Genomic DNA, 14,406 nt, shown 5'->3' on the forward strand with positions numbered 1-14,406 from the left:
GTTCTTTATCCGAACCCCGCGATGAGGCGGGACCAAGCCGAGATAAAGGAGAATTCCGATGAACTGGGATATTATCCAAGGCAAATGGAAACAGCTGAAGGGTGACGCTCAGACCAAGTGGGGCGAGCTCACCGATGACGATCTTGACCGCGCCGAGGGCGACCGCGAGAAGCTCGTGGGTGTCGTCCAGGAGCGCTACGGCATCGCGAAGGACCAGGCAGAGCGCGAAGTGGACGAGTTCTACCACAAGCACTCCTCCTGACCTCTTTCGGTCAAGGCACGTAAGAAGGCCCCGGGGTTCCCTCCCCCGGGGTTTTTCTTTTGTCCGGCCCTCTGATAGCTCTTGCAGGCAGATTGCGGCCGGGACGGACGGGACCATGCTCACAGGCTTTCACCACGTGGCGCTGATCTGCGGCGACTATGCCCGCAGCAAGGCCTTCTATACCGAGCTGCTCGGGCTCGAGATCATCGCCGAGACCTATCGCGAGGCCCGCGACAGCTGGAAGCTGGACCTCGCCCTGCCCGGCGGTGGCCAGATCGAACTGTTCAGCTTCCCCTCCCCGCCAGACCGCGCCGACCGGCCCGAGGCCAAGGGTCTGCGGCATCTCGCGTTCTCCGTCACCGACGTAGAGGAGGCGAAGCAAAGGCTCGAGACCCAGGGCGTGCCGGTCGAGCCGATCCGCACGGATGAGCTGACCGGCAAGCGCTTCACCTTCTTCGCCGATCCCGACGGGCTCCCGCTGGAGCTTTACGAGGGCTGAGACACCGCCGCTGCGCGACAGCGGGCGGTTGTCTCATTCGGTCAAGTGCCGCGCCGGATCACGCTGGCACCGTCTTGGCATAGCCCAACCCCTCGAGCGCCGCGCGGATCTCGTCGAGAACGACCGGCTCGTCGATCGTCGCCGGCATCTTGAACGCCTCGCCATCGGCAATCTTGACCATGGTGGCGCGCAGGATCTTGCCCGAGCGGGTCTTGGGCAGGCGCTCCACCACGGTGCAGAGCTTGAAGGCCGCGACCGGGCCGATCTGGTCGCGCACCAGCTTGACGCATTCCCGGCAGACCTCCGCCGCGTCGCGCTCCACGCCGGAGCTGAGGCAGAGGAACCCCATCGGAACCTGCCCCTTGAGCGGGTCCGAAACGCCGATCACCGCGCATTCGGCCACGTCCGGATGCGAGGCCAGCACCTCCTCCATGGCACCGGTCGACAGGCGGTGACCGGCAACGTTGATGACGTCATCGGTGCGCGACATGATGTAGAGATAGCCGTCCTCGTCCTTCATCCCCGCATCGCCGGTCTCGTAGTAGCCGGGGAACTGGGTGAGGTAGGATGTCTTGAACCGTGCCTCGGCCTGCCACAGCGTCTGCAGCGTGCCCGGCGGCAGCGGCAGCTTGATGGCGATGGCGCCAAGCTCGCCCGCCGGCATCTCGTGGCCGCCCTCGTCGAGGATGCGCACGTCATAGCCCGGCATGGCGACCGAGGGCGAGCCCAGCTTGACCGGAAGCGCCTCGATGCCGATCGGGTTGGCGGCGATGCCCCAACCGGTCTCGGTCTGCCACCAGTGGTCGAGCACCGGCACGTTCAGGTGCTTCTGCGCCCATTCGATGGTGCTCGGGTCGGCCCGCTCGCCCGCGAGGAACAGCGCCTGAAGGTCGTGCAGCTTGTAGCGCTTGATCCACTCGCCGTCCGGATCGGCGCGGCGGATGGCCCGCAGGGCCGTGGGCGCGGTGAAGAAGCTCTTCACCCGGTGGTTCTGGATGATGCGCCAGAACACGCCGGCGTGCGGCGTGCCGATGGGCTTGCCCTCGAAGACGATGGTCTGCGCCCCGGCGATCAGAGGGCCGTAGCAGATGTAGGAATGCCCCACGACCCAGCCCACATCCGACGCCGCCCAGAACCGGTCGCCCGCCTCGATGTTGTAGATGTTCTTCATCGACCACTGCAGGGCGACGAGATGGCCGGCGGTCGAGCGCACCACGCCCTTGGGCTGCCCGGTGGTGCCGGAGGTGTAGAGGATATAGGCCGGGTGGTTGCCCTCGACCGGAACGCAGTCGGCGGGTTTCACCCCGTACTGAAAGCCATGCCACGAGAAGTCGCGCCCCTCGATCAGCTTGGCCACCTCCTGCTCGCGCTGGAACACCACGCAGAACTCAGGCTTGTGCGCCGCCTGCTCGATGGCCTCGTCGAGCAGCGGCTTGTAATGCACCACGCGGCCCGGCTCGAGGCCGCAGCTCGCGGCGATGATCGCCTTGGGGGTGCAGTCATCGATCCGCACCGCCAGCTCGTGCGCGGCGAAGCCACCGAACACCACCGAGTGCACCGCCCCGAGCCGGGCGCAGGCCAGCATTGCCTCGAGCGCCTCGGGGATCATCGGCATGTAGATGATGACCCGGTCGCCCTTCTCCACGCCGCGCATCTTCAGCGCGCCGGCAAGCGAGGCGACACGGTCGCGCAGGTCGGAATAGGTGATGCCCTTGCTCGCGTGGGTGATCGGGCTTTCGTGCATGATGGCGATCTCGTCGCCACGGCCCGCCTCGACATGGCGGTCCACCGCGTTCCAGCAGGTGTTGACCATGCCATCCGAGAACCACTCGTACATGTCGCCGCCCTTGTCGAAGAGCGCCTTCGACGGCGGCACGTCCCAGTCGATGGCCTGTGCGGCCTCCATCCAGAACCCCTCGGGGTCGGATTTCCAGGCCTCGTACACATCCTTGTAGCCCATTGGAAAGCTCCTCCTCTCGCCTCTGGGTATTTTGATTAGGCACGACACCCTCGTCGAGCAAGTATGTTACCGCCCAGCATGACACAAAACCGCAGGCGATCTGACGAAACCCGCGCCTGCGGGGCGGCGAGATTTGCAAATATGCAGGTTCCGTAGACCGCGCTGCGAAGTCATGGCGAGTTTGCAAAATCTGGCGCGTGATAGGACATTCGCATGCCAATCAATATCAGATTGGAATACCCGACCCAGCGATACGGCTGCGCCAGAATCGTCCCCGCGTTAACCATCGCCGCATTTTAACCTCAATTAACCACGATTCTCGGCTGCTTTCACCGCAATCTCGCCCCGTATCGTCCGCGCGCTCCCGCAAACTCGAAAAAATATCTTTCCAGAACAATATTTTCTCTCAAAATGATACATACATTGCCATTATATCAAATTGATATCACAATTGGACCTCTCAATGGGGAAGAGAGATCGCAAGAGCGGCACCCACCGCCCCTCATCTCTCGCAGTAACGAGGTCCGGCCTGCCGCGACGAAGGTCGGTAGATGGAGATTGAGACATGGTGCGACACGTTCCGACGCAAACCTCCCCAATTGGCACACCACTCACAGCGGGGGCACGTCGCGGCCCCCGCACCCCAAGGGGCCACACAGCAGAGCACCGCCCGGCCCCTGACCGCCGGACCAGCACGACCGGGGGGATCTGAGCGCCATGGCCCTTTTGTCCGTCGACCTGCTCACCAATTCGACCTTCACCTATGACGAAAGCAACGCCAACGACGGCGACACCGTCCAGATCACCGCGCTTGGCGACAGCCTGCTGATCGTCGACGGCGTCAGCCTGACGATCACCTCCATTGCCGGCATCACCGCAGGCTCTTCTCCGACCTTCCGGGTGATCAACGGCGGCGACCTGACCATCGACAACGGGCTGCTCGACGCCTCGGCGCTCAACGGCTTCACCTTCGAGGTGTTCGACAACAGCGCCATGACGCTGGATGCCTCGACCCTGAGCCTCAGCGTCGTCAACGGCCTGCTCAACAGTTACGACGTCGCCTATTCCGGCCCCTCCGGCACCGGCACGTTTACCTATGATCCGCCGACCCTCTCGGTGCTGGGCATCCAGCCGGTGAGCTTCAACACCACCGGGATGCAGGCCACCGACCAGTTCATCGTCGAAGGCCGCACGATCGAGCTTGACGAGGCCACTGCCGGCGAGCCCGAAAGCGCCTATGACGGAAGCGTCCTGCGCCTGACCGTCGATGGCGGCCTGCTGAGCCAGAGCGTCAACATCGAGGTTCCGATGACCGAGGCCGAGGCCTCGGAATTCTTCGCCAATCAGGCCACGTTGCTGAGCGGCGACACCTTCACCTTCCCCGGCCTGGCTCTGCCCTGCCTGACCAGCGGAACGCCCGTCGCCACGCTGGCCGGCGATGTTGCGGTGGAACACCTCCGCGTTGGGCACCGCGTTCTGACCATGGACAACGGATACCAGCCGATCCGCTGGATCGGGTGCCGCCATCTCGCAGAGGAGGACCTGAGACGCCATCCAGAGCTGCGCCCGATCCGGATCCGCGCCAATGCTCTTGGACAGGGGCGCCCAGACCGCGACATCGTCGTCTCGCCCCAGCATCGCGTGCTCGTGTCGAATGCGGTCGCCGAGCGCATGTTCGGCCAAAAGGAGGTTCTGATCGCCGCCAAGCACCTGCTGTCGCTCGACGGCATCGAGACCGCCGGGGACATCGCCTCGGTGACCTACTGGCACTTCTTCTTCGATCAGCACCAGATCGTCTTCTCGAACGGGGCCGCCACGGAAAGCCTCTACCTCGGGAGCGAAGCGATCAGGGCGCTGCCGGCCGAAGCCCGCCACGAGATCCTGACTCTGTTCCCCGACATGGACCGGTATCTCTCGGCGCGTCCGCTGGTCGCGGGCCGCCGCGCGCGCAAGTTCTCGGAGCGGATCTCGAAGAACCGCAAGCTGCTGGTGGACCACTGAGCGCGCGCCCCGGACCGCACCGGGGCGCGCGTCTTATACCTCAGCCGTAGCTGGCGACCGGCGTACCGGCGATGGCTGCCATGTTCAGCAGCCCGCGCGAGGTGATCGAAGGCGTCACGATATGCGCCCGGTTGCCAAGCCCCATGAGGATCGGTCCCACTTCCAGACCACCGGCCTTGAGGCGCAGGATGTTGCGCACGCCGCTGGCCGCATCCGCCTGCGCGAAGATCAGCACGTTGGCCGCCCCCTCGAGCCGGTTCTCCGGCATCAGGCGTTCGCGCAGCTCGGGGTCGAGCGCGCTGTCCACGTGCATCTCGCCTTCGTACATGAAGTCACGCGGCTGGCTGTCGAGGATTTCGAGCGCGGCACGGATGCGCGGACCGGAGCCGTCGGACTGGTTGCCGAACTGCGAGCGCGAGCACAGCGCGATCTTCGGCGTCAGGCCGAAGCGGCGCACGTGGCGCGCGGCACCGATCACCGTCTGCGCGATCTGCTCGGGCGAGGGTTCGGTCCAGACCTGCGTGTCGCCAAGGAAGAGCGGCCCGTCTTCGAGGATCATCATCGACAGCGCGCCCTGCGGCATGTGGCCATCGCCGCCCAGCACCTGGCTGATGTAGTTGAGGTGCCAGCGATACTCGCCGAAGGTGCCGCAGATCATGCTGTCGGCCTCGCCGCGGTGCACCATGATGGCGGCAATCGCGGTGGTGTTGGTGCGCAGGATGGCGCGGGCCAGATCCGGCGTCACGCCGCGGCGCGCCATGAGCCGGTGATAGGTTTCCCAGTAGGCGCGGTAGCGCGGGTCGTTGTTGGGGTCGACCACGTGAAAGTCGCGCCCTGGACGGATCTCGAGCCCCATGCGCTCGCAGCGGGTCTCGAGCACGTCGGGGCGGCCGATGAGGATCGGCTGCTCGGTGGTCTCCTCGAGGATGGCCTGCGCGGCGCGCAGCACGCGCTCGTCCTCGCCCTCGGAGAACACGATCGAGCGCGAGGCGGTGCGGGCGGCCTCGAAGACCGGGCGCATGAGCAGCGCCGACTTGAACACCGAGGCGTTGAGGTGATCCTTGTAGGCCTGCAGATCCTCGAGCGGACGCGTCGCCACGCCCGACTCCATCGCGGCCTTGGCCACCGCCGAGGACACCACGCCCGACAGGCGCGGGTCGAAGGGCTTGGGGATCAGGTAGTCGCGCCCGAAGGTCAGCTGCTCACCGTGGTAGGCTGCCGCCGCCTCGGCCGAGGTGGTGGCCCGTGCCAGCGCCGCGATGCCCTCGACGCAAGCCACGGCCATCTCGTCGTTGATCTCGGTCGCGCCCACGTCGAGCGCGCCGCGGAAGATGAACGGGAAACACAGGACGTTGTTGACTTGGTTCGGGAAGTCGCTGCGCCCGGTCGCGATGATCGCATCGGGTGCCACGGCGCGCACCGCGTCGGGCATGATCTCGGGCGTCGGGTTGGCGAGGCCGAAGACGATGGGCTGCGCGGTCATGCGCTGCACGTGCTCGGGCTTGAGCACACCGGGCCCGGAGAGGCCGAGGAACATATCGGCGTCGTCGATCACGTCGTCGAGGGTACGTTTGTCGGTCTTCTGAGCGAAGGCCGCCTTCTGCGGGTTCATGTCCTCTTCGCGGCCCTCGTAGACGAGACCGTGGATGTCGCAGAGCCAGACATTCTCGCGCTTCACCCCGAGCTTGAGCAGCATGTTGAGGCAGGCGATGCCCGCCGCGCCGCCGCCGGTGGAGACGATCTTGATGTCCTCGAAGTTCTTCCCGGCCACGTGCAGCGCGTTGACCGCTGCCGCGCCCACGACGATGGCGGTGCCGTGCTGGTCATCATGGAAGACGGGGATGTTCATCCGTTCGCGGCAGATCTTTTCGACGATGAAGCAGTCGGGCGCCTTGATGTCCTCGAGATTGATCGCGCCGAAGGTCGGCTCCATGGCGCAGACGATCTCGGCCAGCTTCTCGGGATCGGGCTGGTTCAGCTCGATGTCGAAGCAGTCGATATTGGCGAATTTCTTGAACAGTACGGCCTTGCCTTCCATCACCGGCTTGGAGGCCAGCGGGCCGATATTGCCGAGCCCCAGCACCGCCGTGCCGTTCGACACCACCGCCACGAGGTTGCCGCGCGCGGTGTAGCGGGCGGCATTGGCCGGATCGGCCTTGATCTCGAGACAGGCCTCGGCAACGCCGGGGGAATAGGCGCGGCTCAGGTCGCGACCGTTGGCCAGCGGCTTCGTCGCCCGGATCTCGAGCTTACCCGGCTTGGGGTTCTCGTGGTAGAAAAGCGCCGCCTGGCGCAAGCTTTCCTGGGTGGTATCGCTCATGACCCGCAGCGCTCCCGAAATAGTTCAACACTGAACAATCTGTCGATGGCGGGATATCAGGAGTCCGGCAAGCCGTAAACGAAAATCGCCTGCGGGATCCGCCGCGCCCCTGCCGGAGACAGGCCGCGACCGGGCATTTCGGCGCTCGAAAGCAGGTGCCGCAGCGCAGCGAAGGGGGCGTCGGATCAGTAGACCACCGCCTCGAGAAGTTCGATCCGCCGCTCGGCCTGCCGCACCGTCAGATCGGCGCTGACGGGCGCTCCGGCGCGCTCGGACAGCGCGCGGAGGCGGGCCTCTTGGGCGGCGCTCATCGGCTGGTTCGGGTTCGGCGGCACGTCAAGGGCGGCATCGATCCGGTCGGGGCGGCTGATCGCGTTCATCTGGTCATGTCCTCGCATTTGCGCGACCAACGCGACCTCCGCCCGACCGGTTCCACTGGTGGCGCAAACCCGTGTGCCACCGTTGCAGACAGGTCATTTCCGCAGGTGACAAGAGGCCCCTCGCCACCTATAACCCGCGCCAAATTCCGATCCGCACCCAAGGAGCTAATTTTCCATGACCACTCTGGTTTTCGGCCACAAATCCCCCGACACCGACAGCACCGGCAGCCCGATCATCTGGTCGTGGTACCTCAACGAGGTGAAGGGTGAGAGCGCCAAGCCCGTACTGCTGGGCGAGCCCAACACCGAAGCGGCCTTCATGCTCGAGCACTGGGGCCTCGAGAAGCCCGAGATCATCGCCGATGTCGAGGCCGACGCGCCGGTGGTGATCGTCGACACCAACAACCCCGCCGAGCTGCCCGCCTCGATCAATGGCGCCGACATCCGCGCCATCATCGACCACCACAAGCTGGTTGGCGGTCTCGAGACCAAGGGTCCGATCGACATCACCGTGCGGCCGCTGGCCTGCACCGCGACCATCATGGTCGACCTGATGGGCGGCGACGTGGCCAAGATGCCCGACGCCATCAAGGGCGCCGCGCTGACCTGCATCCTGTCGGACACGCTGGAATTCCGCTCGCCGACCACCACCTCGCATGACCGCGCCGTGGCCGAGACGCTGGCGGCCGATCTCGACCTCGACATCTCCGAGTTCGCCGCACAGATGTTTGCCGCCAAGTCCGACGTCTCGGCCTTCTCCGATGCCGAGCTGATCCGCATGGACAGCAAGGAATATGCCGTCGACGGCACCAAGTTCCGCGTCTCCGTGCTCGAGACCACCGCGCCCGAGATCCCGCTCGACCGCAAGGCCAGCCTGATGGAGAGCTTCAAGACCGTCGCCGCCGAGGATGGCGTCGACGAGGTGCTGCTCTTCGTGGTCGACATCATCAAGGAAGAGGCCACCCTCCTGGTCCCCAACGATCTGGTCAAGAGCGTGGCCGAGAAGAGCTTCGGCGCCACCGTCGAGGGCGACACCGTGGTCCTGCCCGGCGTGATGAGCCGCAAGAAGCAGATCATCCCGAACCTCAAGCTCTGATCCTGTCCCCTGCGACGCGATCGGACGGGCGCCCTTGCCGGGGCGCCCTTTTTCTTTGCGTGTCTCCCTGCGTCCGGCTCAGTGCGCCCTGACGCGGGGCCAGAGCCTGCCGCACGGGTGTCGTAGGGGCTGGCCAAGCGCGCCCGCGCGGCCTACCTAGGGCGCGACCCGAGCACAGAAGGTGACCCATGTCCCAGATCATCGAAGCCCTGTCCGACGTCTCGCAGAACTACGAGGCGCTGTTCGTCGACCTCTGGGGCTGCGTCCATAACGGCGTCACCGCCTATCCCGCCGCCTGCGCGGCGTTGCAGGCCTATCGCAAGGCCGGCGGCATCGTGGTGCTGGTGACCAACTCGCCGCGCACCCGCGTCGAGGTCGCCAAGCAGCTGGTGACGTTCGGCGTGCCCGACGACGCCTGGGACACCATCGCCACCTCTGGCGACAGCGCGCGTTCCGCCATGTTCCAGGGCACCGTGGGCAACAAGGTCTATTTCATCGGCAACGAGGAAGAGAAGACCTTCTTCGAGCCGCTGCACCTGATCAAGGACCCGGTCGAGGTCACCTGCGTGCCGCTCGAAGCGGCCGAGGGCATCGTCTGCACCGGCCCGTTCGACGCCAGCGCCGATCCGGCCGAGATGCGCCCGCAATTCCTCTACGCCAAGCAGAAGGGCCTCAAGCTGCTCTGCGCCAACCCCGATATCGTCGTGGATCGCGGTCACCGCCGCGAATGGTGCGCCGGCGCGCTGGCGGCGCTCTATACCGAGATGGGCGGCGAGAGCCTCTATTTCGGCAAGCCGCACCCGCCGATCTACGACCTTGCGCGCCGCCGGTTGCACGAGATCGCCCCCGAAATCGGTGACAGCGCCATCCTCGCCATCGGCGACGGCGTGCGCACCGACATCCAGGGCGCGCAGGGCGAGGACATCGATTCGCTGTTCATCACCGGCGGGCTCGCCGCCGAGGAAACCCGCACCGAGAGCCAGCCCCACGCGGAGGCGCTTCTCGAATTCCTCGAGCGCGAGGGCATGGCGCCGACCTATTCGATCGGCTTCCTGCGCTGATCCGCAGCGCTTTCCGGGCCTGAAACACACGGGCGCGCCGCGATCGGACGGCGCGCCCTTTCTCTGTCTGCCCTGCCCGCAGCACAGGTGTTTGACCGGCCTCGCGCAGAACAGCCTTGATTTTCTGCGCCCGCGAAGCAATAAAGTTACGTGTAAGTTGCGTATTCTCGCACGTTTGTTACCAGGTCGGGGATCATGGAGGCTGAGATGTTCGACAATTTTCCGCGAGGCACCATCTGCATCGAGGATATCGAGATGGGGATGACCCGGCACCTGCGAAAGCTGGTGACCGACCGCGACATCGAGCTTTTTGCCGAGGTCTCCACCGACCGCAATCCGGTGCATCTCGACGACGCTTATGCGCATGACACGATCTTCGAGGGGCGCATCGCCCACGGCATGTTGACCGCCGGGCTGATCTCGGCGGTGATCGGCGAACAGCTTCCCGGCCACGGCACGATCTATCTCGGGCAGACCCTCAAATTCCTCGCCCCGGTGCGCCCGGGCGACACGGTCTACGCCGAGGTCAAGGTGGTCGATATCGACCACTCGAAGCGCCGCGTCACGCTCGACTGCCACTGCTCTGTCGATGGCAAGAAAGTGCTTGCCGGCGAGGCCAAGGTGCTTGCCCCCTCGCGCAAGTTCGACTGAGCCGCACCCTGTCTTCTCTGGTTCGACAAATACCTCGGGGGTGAATTGGCGCTTGCGCCAAGAGGGGGCTGGCCCCCTCCCCGCCCGCGCCGCCAGAGCGACCGCGGGGCAGATCTCAGCCCGCGTTGGTCTCGTCCTCCAGCAACGCAGCAAGCCCGGCACGGTAATCCGGATAGGACAGCGTCACCCCCAGATCTTCCTTGATGCGGCGGTTCGAGACCCGCTTGCTCTCGGCATAGAAGCTGCGCGCCATCGCCCCCATCTCTGCCTCGTCGAAGGGTTCCTCGGGCGGCGGCGCGAGACCGAGCAGCTCCGCCGCGTGCAGGATCACGTCTTGCGGCGGGGCGGGATCATCGTCGCAGACATTGTAGACCGCGCCGGGCGCGGGCTGGCCGATCGAGGCTTCGAGCACCCGTGCGATGTCCTCCACGTGGATGCGCGAGAACACCTGCCCCGGTTTAACGATGCGTCGCGCGGTCCCGGCCCGCACCTTGGCGAAGGGCCCGCGTCCGGGCCCGTAGATCCCGGCAAGGCGGAAGATGTGCAGCGGCAGGTCGGGGATGGCGCGCCACGCCTGTTCGGCGGCCAACCGCATCGCCCCGCGCCGCGTGCCGGGGGTGAGGGGTGTGTCCTCGTCGACCCAGCCGCCGCCATGGTCGCCATAGACCCCGGTGGTCGAGAGATATCCGACCCAGTCGAACTGCGCCGCGCGTTCGGCGATGGCGGCACCGCAGAGCCGCAGCGCCGGGTCGCCCTCGGCATCCGGCCCGGCCGAGATCAGCACGTGGCTCACCCGCCCCAGCGCCTCCTCCACAGCAGCGCGGTCCCAGAGCAGCGGCACGATGCCTTCTGCGCGAAGCCGTTCGGCCTTGTCGGGGTCGCGGGTGGTGCCGAGCACCGTCCAGCCCTGCGGCAGCAAGTGCCGCGCCAGCGCCTGCGCCGAGTATCCATGTCCGAGCGAGAGAAGTCTCTTTGTCATGCCTCCAAAGTGAGTTCTGAGGCGGGAATATGCAAGCCGCCCGACGTGAGCGGCGCTTCGCGCATGATCCTGCCAAAGTATGGGCAAGCCCGGCGTGTCGCGCTAATCAAGGGTCACCCCGTTCTTGAGAGGTATCCCATGCCGTGTCTGTCTCGCCGTGCCCTGATGGTGCTGATGCTCGGAGGGCTTGCCGCCTGCGGAACCCGCCAGGATGAGCCGGCCTCACGCAGCCACAACCCGCCGCTCTATCCAAACGAGACCCCGCAGCTGCGCAAGCAGATCAATCTCTGGTCGGATCACTACGAGGTCCCGCGCGCGCTCGTGCATCGGCTGGCCATCCGCGAGAGCAGCCACAATCCGGCGGCCCGCAACGGCCCCTATTACGGGCTGCTGCAGATCCTGCCGCAGACGGCGCGCACGATGGGCTTTCGTGGAGCGCCGTCGGAGCTGCTGAACGCGGATACCAACCTGAAATACGGGGTGAAGTACCTCCGTGGGGCATGGCTTCTCTCCGACGGCAGCCATGACGAGGCGATCGGCTGGTACGCGCGCGGCTATTACTACGAAGCCAAGCGCCGTGGGATGCTTGTCGAGACCGGCCTGCGGTCAGGCTGAGGCGCCCGCCCTGGCCCGTCACGTGACGGCCCGGAGCATTGCGGTGTTCGACTGGATGATGGTGTTGAGCTCGACGATCCGGGCCAGACGCGCCTCGATCTCGTCCTGCCCCGCATCCAGCTGATCGACGATGCCCGACAGCGAATCGCCCGACCCGTTGAGCGCCGCGCTTTCGATCTTGCACATCATCCGCGTCGAGCTGAGGCCGGTGACGTAGCGCTTCATGTCGAGCACGCTGCGGCCCAGGCGGGTCGCCTCGCTCTCGACGACCTTGAGCGCCTCTCCGGCGCTCTTGTGGAACATCTTGGCCTCGGCCTGCAGCGTCTCGCGGTCTTCGTTCAGGGCCGTGGTGTCCGGCGCGCTCTTGATGTCTTCCTCGAACAGCGTCGACATCTCGCGCTGCATGATCGCCGCGCAGACGAGGAACTGGCCGCGCTCGATGGTCTCTCGCATCCGGACATAGGTGCTGTCCTTGCCCTCCACGAAGCTTGTCACCCAGCTTGCCATCTCGTCGAGCATGGAGCCGTAATTGACCGAGATCGCGCTGATCGGGCCGCCGGCATTCTCGAGCCGCGAGGCGAGGATGCGCATGTTCATCGGCACCGTCCGGATCATCTTGATGATCTCGGTCATGCGGTCGGTTTCTTCCCGGATCTGGCCGATGGTGCGCACCATGGTGAGGAACCGCTGCTGCTGGGGATCCAGAGGCAACCCGCAGCGCTTGGCGCGATCCTCGAGCTCGAGCGAGAGCACGGCGGACATGTAGGCATCGTAATCTTCGTAGCCAAGCTCGGGCAGTCGGGCGAGCAGCGTCTCGGCGCTGCGCGCCGCGGACACGCCATCCTCGAGTTCGGCCTGGCGCAGATCGGCGTACATATCCTTCATCTTGGTGAACAGGTCCGTATGCGGCTTTATCCGGACCGACAGATACCCTCCGGCGATCGGCCAGGCCACGGCGAGCACCCAGTAATAGCGCCCGTCCTTCGACTGGTTCTTGACGTAGGCGGCGACCTGCTTGCCGGATTTGAGGCGGTCCCAGTAGATGTGGAACACGCCCTTCGGCATGTCGGGATGGCGCACAAGCTTGTGCGGGGCGCCCTTCAGCTCTTCCCAGCCGAAGCCGGAGATGCGGCGGAAAATGCTGTTGCCCTCGACGATGATCCCGCGTTCGTCGGTGCGGGAATAGAACATGCACGATGCCTCGAACGGCACCTCGCCCATGCCACCGCGGCTTTGGGATACGAGCTGGGAATCATGCTGGGTCATCGGTGCCTCGTGCCTCAGGACGCAATCGTCCCGACCTTGCACGCAGCTCCCTTTCCAAAAGCTGAACGCGGGCGCTTTTGACGCCCGCGTTCCGCATTTTTCGTTGCCTTGTGCCGGGGGCGGGTCAGCCCGGGCTCATGCCCCTCAGCCGTTCCGAGCGGCGGCGCAGCAGTTCGACCGTGCTCAGCAGCAGGATCGAGATCCCCACGAGGATCGTCGCCGCGGCAAGGATGGTGGGCGAGATCTGCTCGCGCAGGCCGGTGAACATCTGCCACGGCAGGGTCTGCAATTCGGCCGACCCGATGAACAGCACCACCACGACCTCGTCGAAGGAGGTGATGAAGGCGAACAGGCCGCCCGAGATCACGCCCGGCAGGATCAGCGGCATCTGCACCCGGAAGAAGGTGGTGACCGGGTTGGCGCCCATGTTGGCCGCGGCCCGGGTCAGCGAGCGGTCAAAGCCCACCAGCGTCGCGGTCACGGTGATGATCACGAACGGAATGCCCAGCACGGCATGGGCCAGAACGACCCCCCAGTAGGTGCCGACGATGCCGATCTTGGAGTAGAAGAAGTACATGCCGGTTGCCGAGATGATTAGCGGCACGATCATCGGCGAGATCAGGATCGCCATGATGGCGCGCTTGCCGGGCACGTGGCTCTGGCTCAGGCCGATGGCGGCCAGCGTCCCGAGCGAGACCGAGATCAGCGTTGCCACGGGGGCGATGAGCAGCGAGTTCTTCACCGCCCGGGTCCATTCCGGGTTGGTCAGGAAGTCGCGGTAGTGCCTCAGGGAGTAGCCATCGGGATCGAAGCGCAGCATTTCTGGGGTGAAGGTGAAGAAGTTCTCGGCGTTGAACGAGAGCGGCATCACCACGATGATCGGAGTGATCAGGAACACGAAGATCGCGCCGCAGATCACCCGGAAGGCATAGTGCCAGAGCACCTGCCCGGGGGTGAGGTAGGGCACCAGCTTCTCGCGGTAGCGGCCGAAGCCGACCCAGTAGGAGAACCAGCCGAAGAACCAGCCGAACAGCGCCCCGACCACGAGGCCGGGAATCCCTCCCAGCAGGAAGCCCACCGCGGCAAAGACCGCGATCAGGCCCCAGCGCGCGGGCTTCTCGTTGCTCTCTCCCAGCACCGAGACGACCAGGAAGCCGATTGCGGCCATGATGACCGCGCCGGCGACGATGCCCAGAAGGCTCGAGCCGTTGGCAGCGCCGACGAAGATGCCTGCAAAGGCGCCCGCGGCGGCCAGCACCGGCAGGGTGAAGGAGAGGGGTTTCTCTTCCACGGGTGTGAGGATCACGTCGTTCATT

Annotated in this window: 13 protein-coding genes; 7 read left to right on the plus strand and 6 right to left on the minus strand. The window is 65.7% G+C overall.

What is annotated here, in order from left to right; all coding sequences use genetic code 11:
• Positions 1 to 58 precede the first annotated feature (58 nt).
• Entirely contained in the window at positions 59 to 262 is a 204-nt protein-coding gene (locus tag LCM15_RS08970; RefSeq protein WP_224855532.1) for a CsbD family protein, read from the plus strand.
• Between the two features lie 115 nt (positions 263 to 377).
• Positions 378 to 761, plus strand: coding sequence for a VOC family protein (locus LCM15_RS08975; RefSeq protein ID WP_224855534.1), 384 nt, complete (start codon positions 378 to 380; stop codon positions 759 to 761).
• A 58-nt stretch (positions 762 to 819) separates the two neighbouring features.
• Here the strand turns inward: LCM15_RS08975 and LCM15_RS08980 are convergent, their stop codons facing one another.
• Entirely contained in the window at positions 820 to 2,721 is a 1,902-nt protein-coding gene (locus tag LCM15_RS08980; protein ID WP_224855536.1) for a propionyl-CoA synthetase, read from the minus strand.
• Between the two features lie 717 nt (positions 2,722 to 3,438).
• Between LCM15_RS08980 and LCM15_RS08985 the strand changes: the two genes are divergently transcribed.
• Complete coding sequence (locus LCM15_RS08985; protein WP_224855538.1) at positions 3,439 to 4,722, plus strand: Hint domain-containing protein; 1,284 nt, start codon at positions 3,439 to 3,441, stop codon at positions 4,720 to 4,722.
• 40 nt (positions 4,723 to 4,762) lie between these two features.
• Here LCM15_RS08985 and LCM15_RS08990 read toward each other — a convergent pair whose 3' ends face one another.
• Positions 4,763 to 7,042, minus strand: a complete 2,280-nt coding sequence (locus tag LCM15_RS08990; protein ID WP_224855539.1) for an NADP-dependent malic enzyme — start codon at positions 7,040 to 7,042, stop codon at positions 4,763 to 4,765.
• A gap of 185 nt (positions 7,043 to 7,227) precedes the next feature.
• Positions 7,228 to 7,422, minus strand: coding sequence for a DUF3072 domain-containing protein (locus tag LCM15_RS08995; RefSeq protein WP_224855541.1), 195 nt, complete (start codon positions 7,420 to 7,422; stop codon positions 7,228 to 7,230).
• Positions 7,423 to 7,597: 175 nt separating this feature from the next.
• On the opposite strand from LCM15_RS08995, the gene LCM15_RS09000 reads away from it, so the two are divergent.
• From LCM15_RS09000 to LCM15_RS09010, 3 genes are all read left to right on the plus strand, one after another.
• Positions 7,598 to 8,518: a manganese-dependent inorganic pyrophosphatase gene (locus LCM15_RS09000; protein ID WP_224855543.1), complete on the plus strand. Its 921-nt coding sequence runs from the start codon at positions 7,598 to 7,600 to the stop codon at positions 8,516 to 8,518.
• 188 nt (positions 8,519 to 8,706) lie between these two features.
• Positions 8,707 to 9,579: a TIGR01459 family HAD-type hydrolase gene (locus tag LCM15_RS09005; protein ID WP_224855545.1), complete on the plus strand. Its 873-nt coding sequence runs from the start codon at positions 8,707 to 8,709 to the stop codon at positions 9,577 to 9,579.
• 207 nt (positions 9,580 to 9,786) lie between these two features.
• Positions 9,787 to 10,230: a MaoC family dehydratase gene (locus LCM15_RS09010; RefSeq protein ID WP_224855547.1), complete on the plus strand. Its 444-nt coding sequence runs from the start codon at positions 9,787 to 9,789 to the stop codon at positions 10,228 to 10,230.
• A 115-nt stretch (positions 10,231 to 10,345) separates the two neighbouring features.
• Here LCM15_RS09010 and LCM15_RS09015 read toward each other — a convergent pair whose 3' ends face one another.
• Positions 10,346 to 11,209: an SDR family oxidoreductase gene (locus LCM15_RS09015; RefSeq protein ID WP_224855549.1), complete on the minus strand. Its 864-nt coding sequence runs from the start codon at positions 11,207 to 11,209 to the stop codon at positions 10,346 to 10,348.
• A 138-nt stretch (positions 11,210 to 11,347) separates the two neighbouring features.
• Between LCM15_RS09015 and LCM15_RS09020 the strand changes: the two genes are divergently transcribed.
• Entirely contained in the window at positions 11,348 to 11,824 is a 477-nt protein-coding gene (locus LCM15_RS09020; protein WP_224855551.1) for a transglycosylase SLT domain-containing protein, read from the plus strand.
• Positions 11,825 to 11,842: 18 nt separating this feature from the next.
• Here LCM15_RS09020 and LCM15_RS09025 read toward each other — a convergent pair whose 3' ends face one another.
• Both LCM15_RS09025 and LCM15_RS09030 read right to left on the minus strand, forming a co-directional pair.
• On the minus strand, positions 11,843 to 13,090 hold the full coding sequence (locus LCM15_RS09025; RefSeq protein ID WP_224855553.1) for a PAS domain-containing protein: 1,248 nt from the start codon (positions 13,088 to 13,090) through the stop codon (positions 11,843 to 11,845).
• A 124-nt stretch (positions 13,091 to 13,214) separates the two neighbouring features.
• Positions 13,215 to 14,405, minus strand: a complete 1,191-nt coding sequence (locus LCM15_RS09030; protein WP_224855555.1) for an ABC transporter permease — start codon at positions 14,403 to 14,405, stop codon at positions 13,215 to 13,217.
• Between the last annotated feature and the right edge of the window lies 1 nt (position 14,406).

Origin of the sequence: Salipiger bermudensis (assembly GCF_020171625.1) — a bacterium.
In the GTDB taxonomy this organism is placed as follows: Bacteria; Pseudomonadota; Alphaproteobacteria; order Rhodobacterales; family Rhodobacteraceae; genus Salipiger; species Salipiger bermudensis_B.

What these genes read in the sequence shown, in the direction of transcription:
- LCM15_RS08970 (WP_224855532.1), top strand. Translation starts at nt 59, where the DNA reads ATGAACTGGGATATTATCCAAGGCAAATGGAAACAGCTGAAGGGTGAC.
- LCM15_RS08975 (WP_224855534.1), top strand. Translation starts at nt 378, where the DNA reads ATGCTCACAGGCTTTCACCACGTGGCGCTGATCTGCGGCGACTATGCC.
- LCM15_RS08980 (WP_224855536.1), bottom strand. Translation starts at nt 2,721, where the DNA reads ATGGGCTACAAGGATGTGTACGAGGCCTGGAAATCCGACCCCGAGGGG.
- LCM15_RS08985 (WP_224855538.1), top strand. Translation starts at nt 3,439, where the DNA reads ATGGCCCTTTTGTCCGTCGACCTGCTCACCAATTCGACCTTCACCTAT.
- LCM15_RS08990 (WP_224855539.1), bottom strand. Translation starts at nt 7,042, where the DNA reads ATGAGCGATACCACCCAGGAAAGCTTGCGCCAGGCGGCGCTTTTCTAC.
- LCM15_RS08995 (WP_224855541.1), bottom strand. Translation starts at nt 7,422, where the DNA reads ATGAACGCGATCAGCCGCCCCGACCGGATCGATGCCGCCCTTGACGTG.
- LCM15_RS09000 (WP_224855543.1), top strand. Translation starts at nt 7,598, where the DNA reads ATGACCACTCTGGTTTTCGGCCACAAATCCCCCGACACCGACAGCACC.
- LCM15_RS09005 (WP_224855545.1), top strand. Translation starts at nt 8,707, where the DNA reads ATGTCCCAGATCATCGAAGCCCTGTCCGACGTCTCGCAGAACTACGAG.
- LCM15_RS09010 (WP_224855547.1), top strand. Translation starts at nt 9,787, where the DNA reads ATGTTCGACAATTTTCCGCGAGGCACCATCTGCATCGAGGATATCGAG.
- LCM15_RS09015 (WP_224855549.1), bottom strand. Translation starts at nt 11,209, where the DNA reads ATGACAAAGAGACTTCTCTCGCTCGGACATGGATACTCGGCGCAGGCG.
- LCM15_RS09020 (WP_224855551.1), top strand. Translation starts at nt 11,348, where the DNA reads ATGCCGTGTCTGTCTCGCCGTGCCCTGATGGTGCTGATGCTCGGAGGG.
- LCM15_RS09025 (WP_224855553.1), bottom strand. Translation starts at nt 13,090, where the DNA reads ATGACCCAGCATGATTCCCAGCTCGTATCCCAAAGCCGCGGTGGCATG.
- LCM15_RS09030 (WP_224855555.1), bottom strand. Translation starts at nt 14,405, where the DNA reads ATGAACGACGTGATCCTCACACCCGTGGAAGAGAAACCCCTCTCCTTC.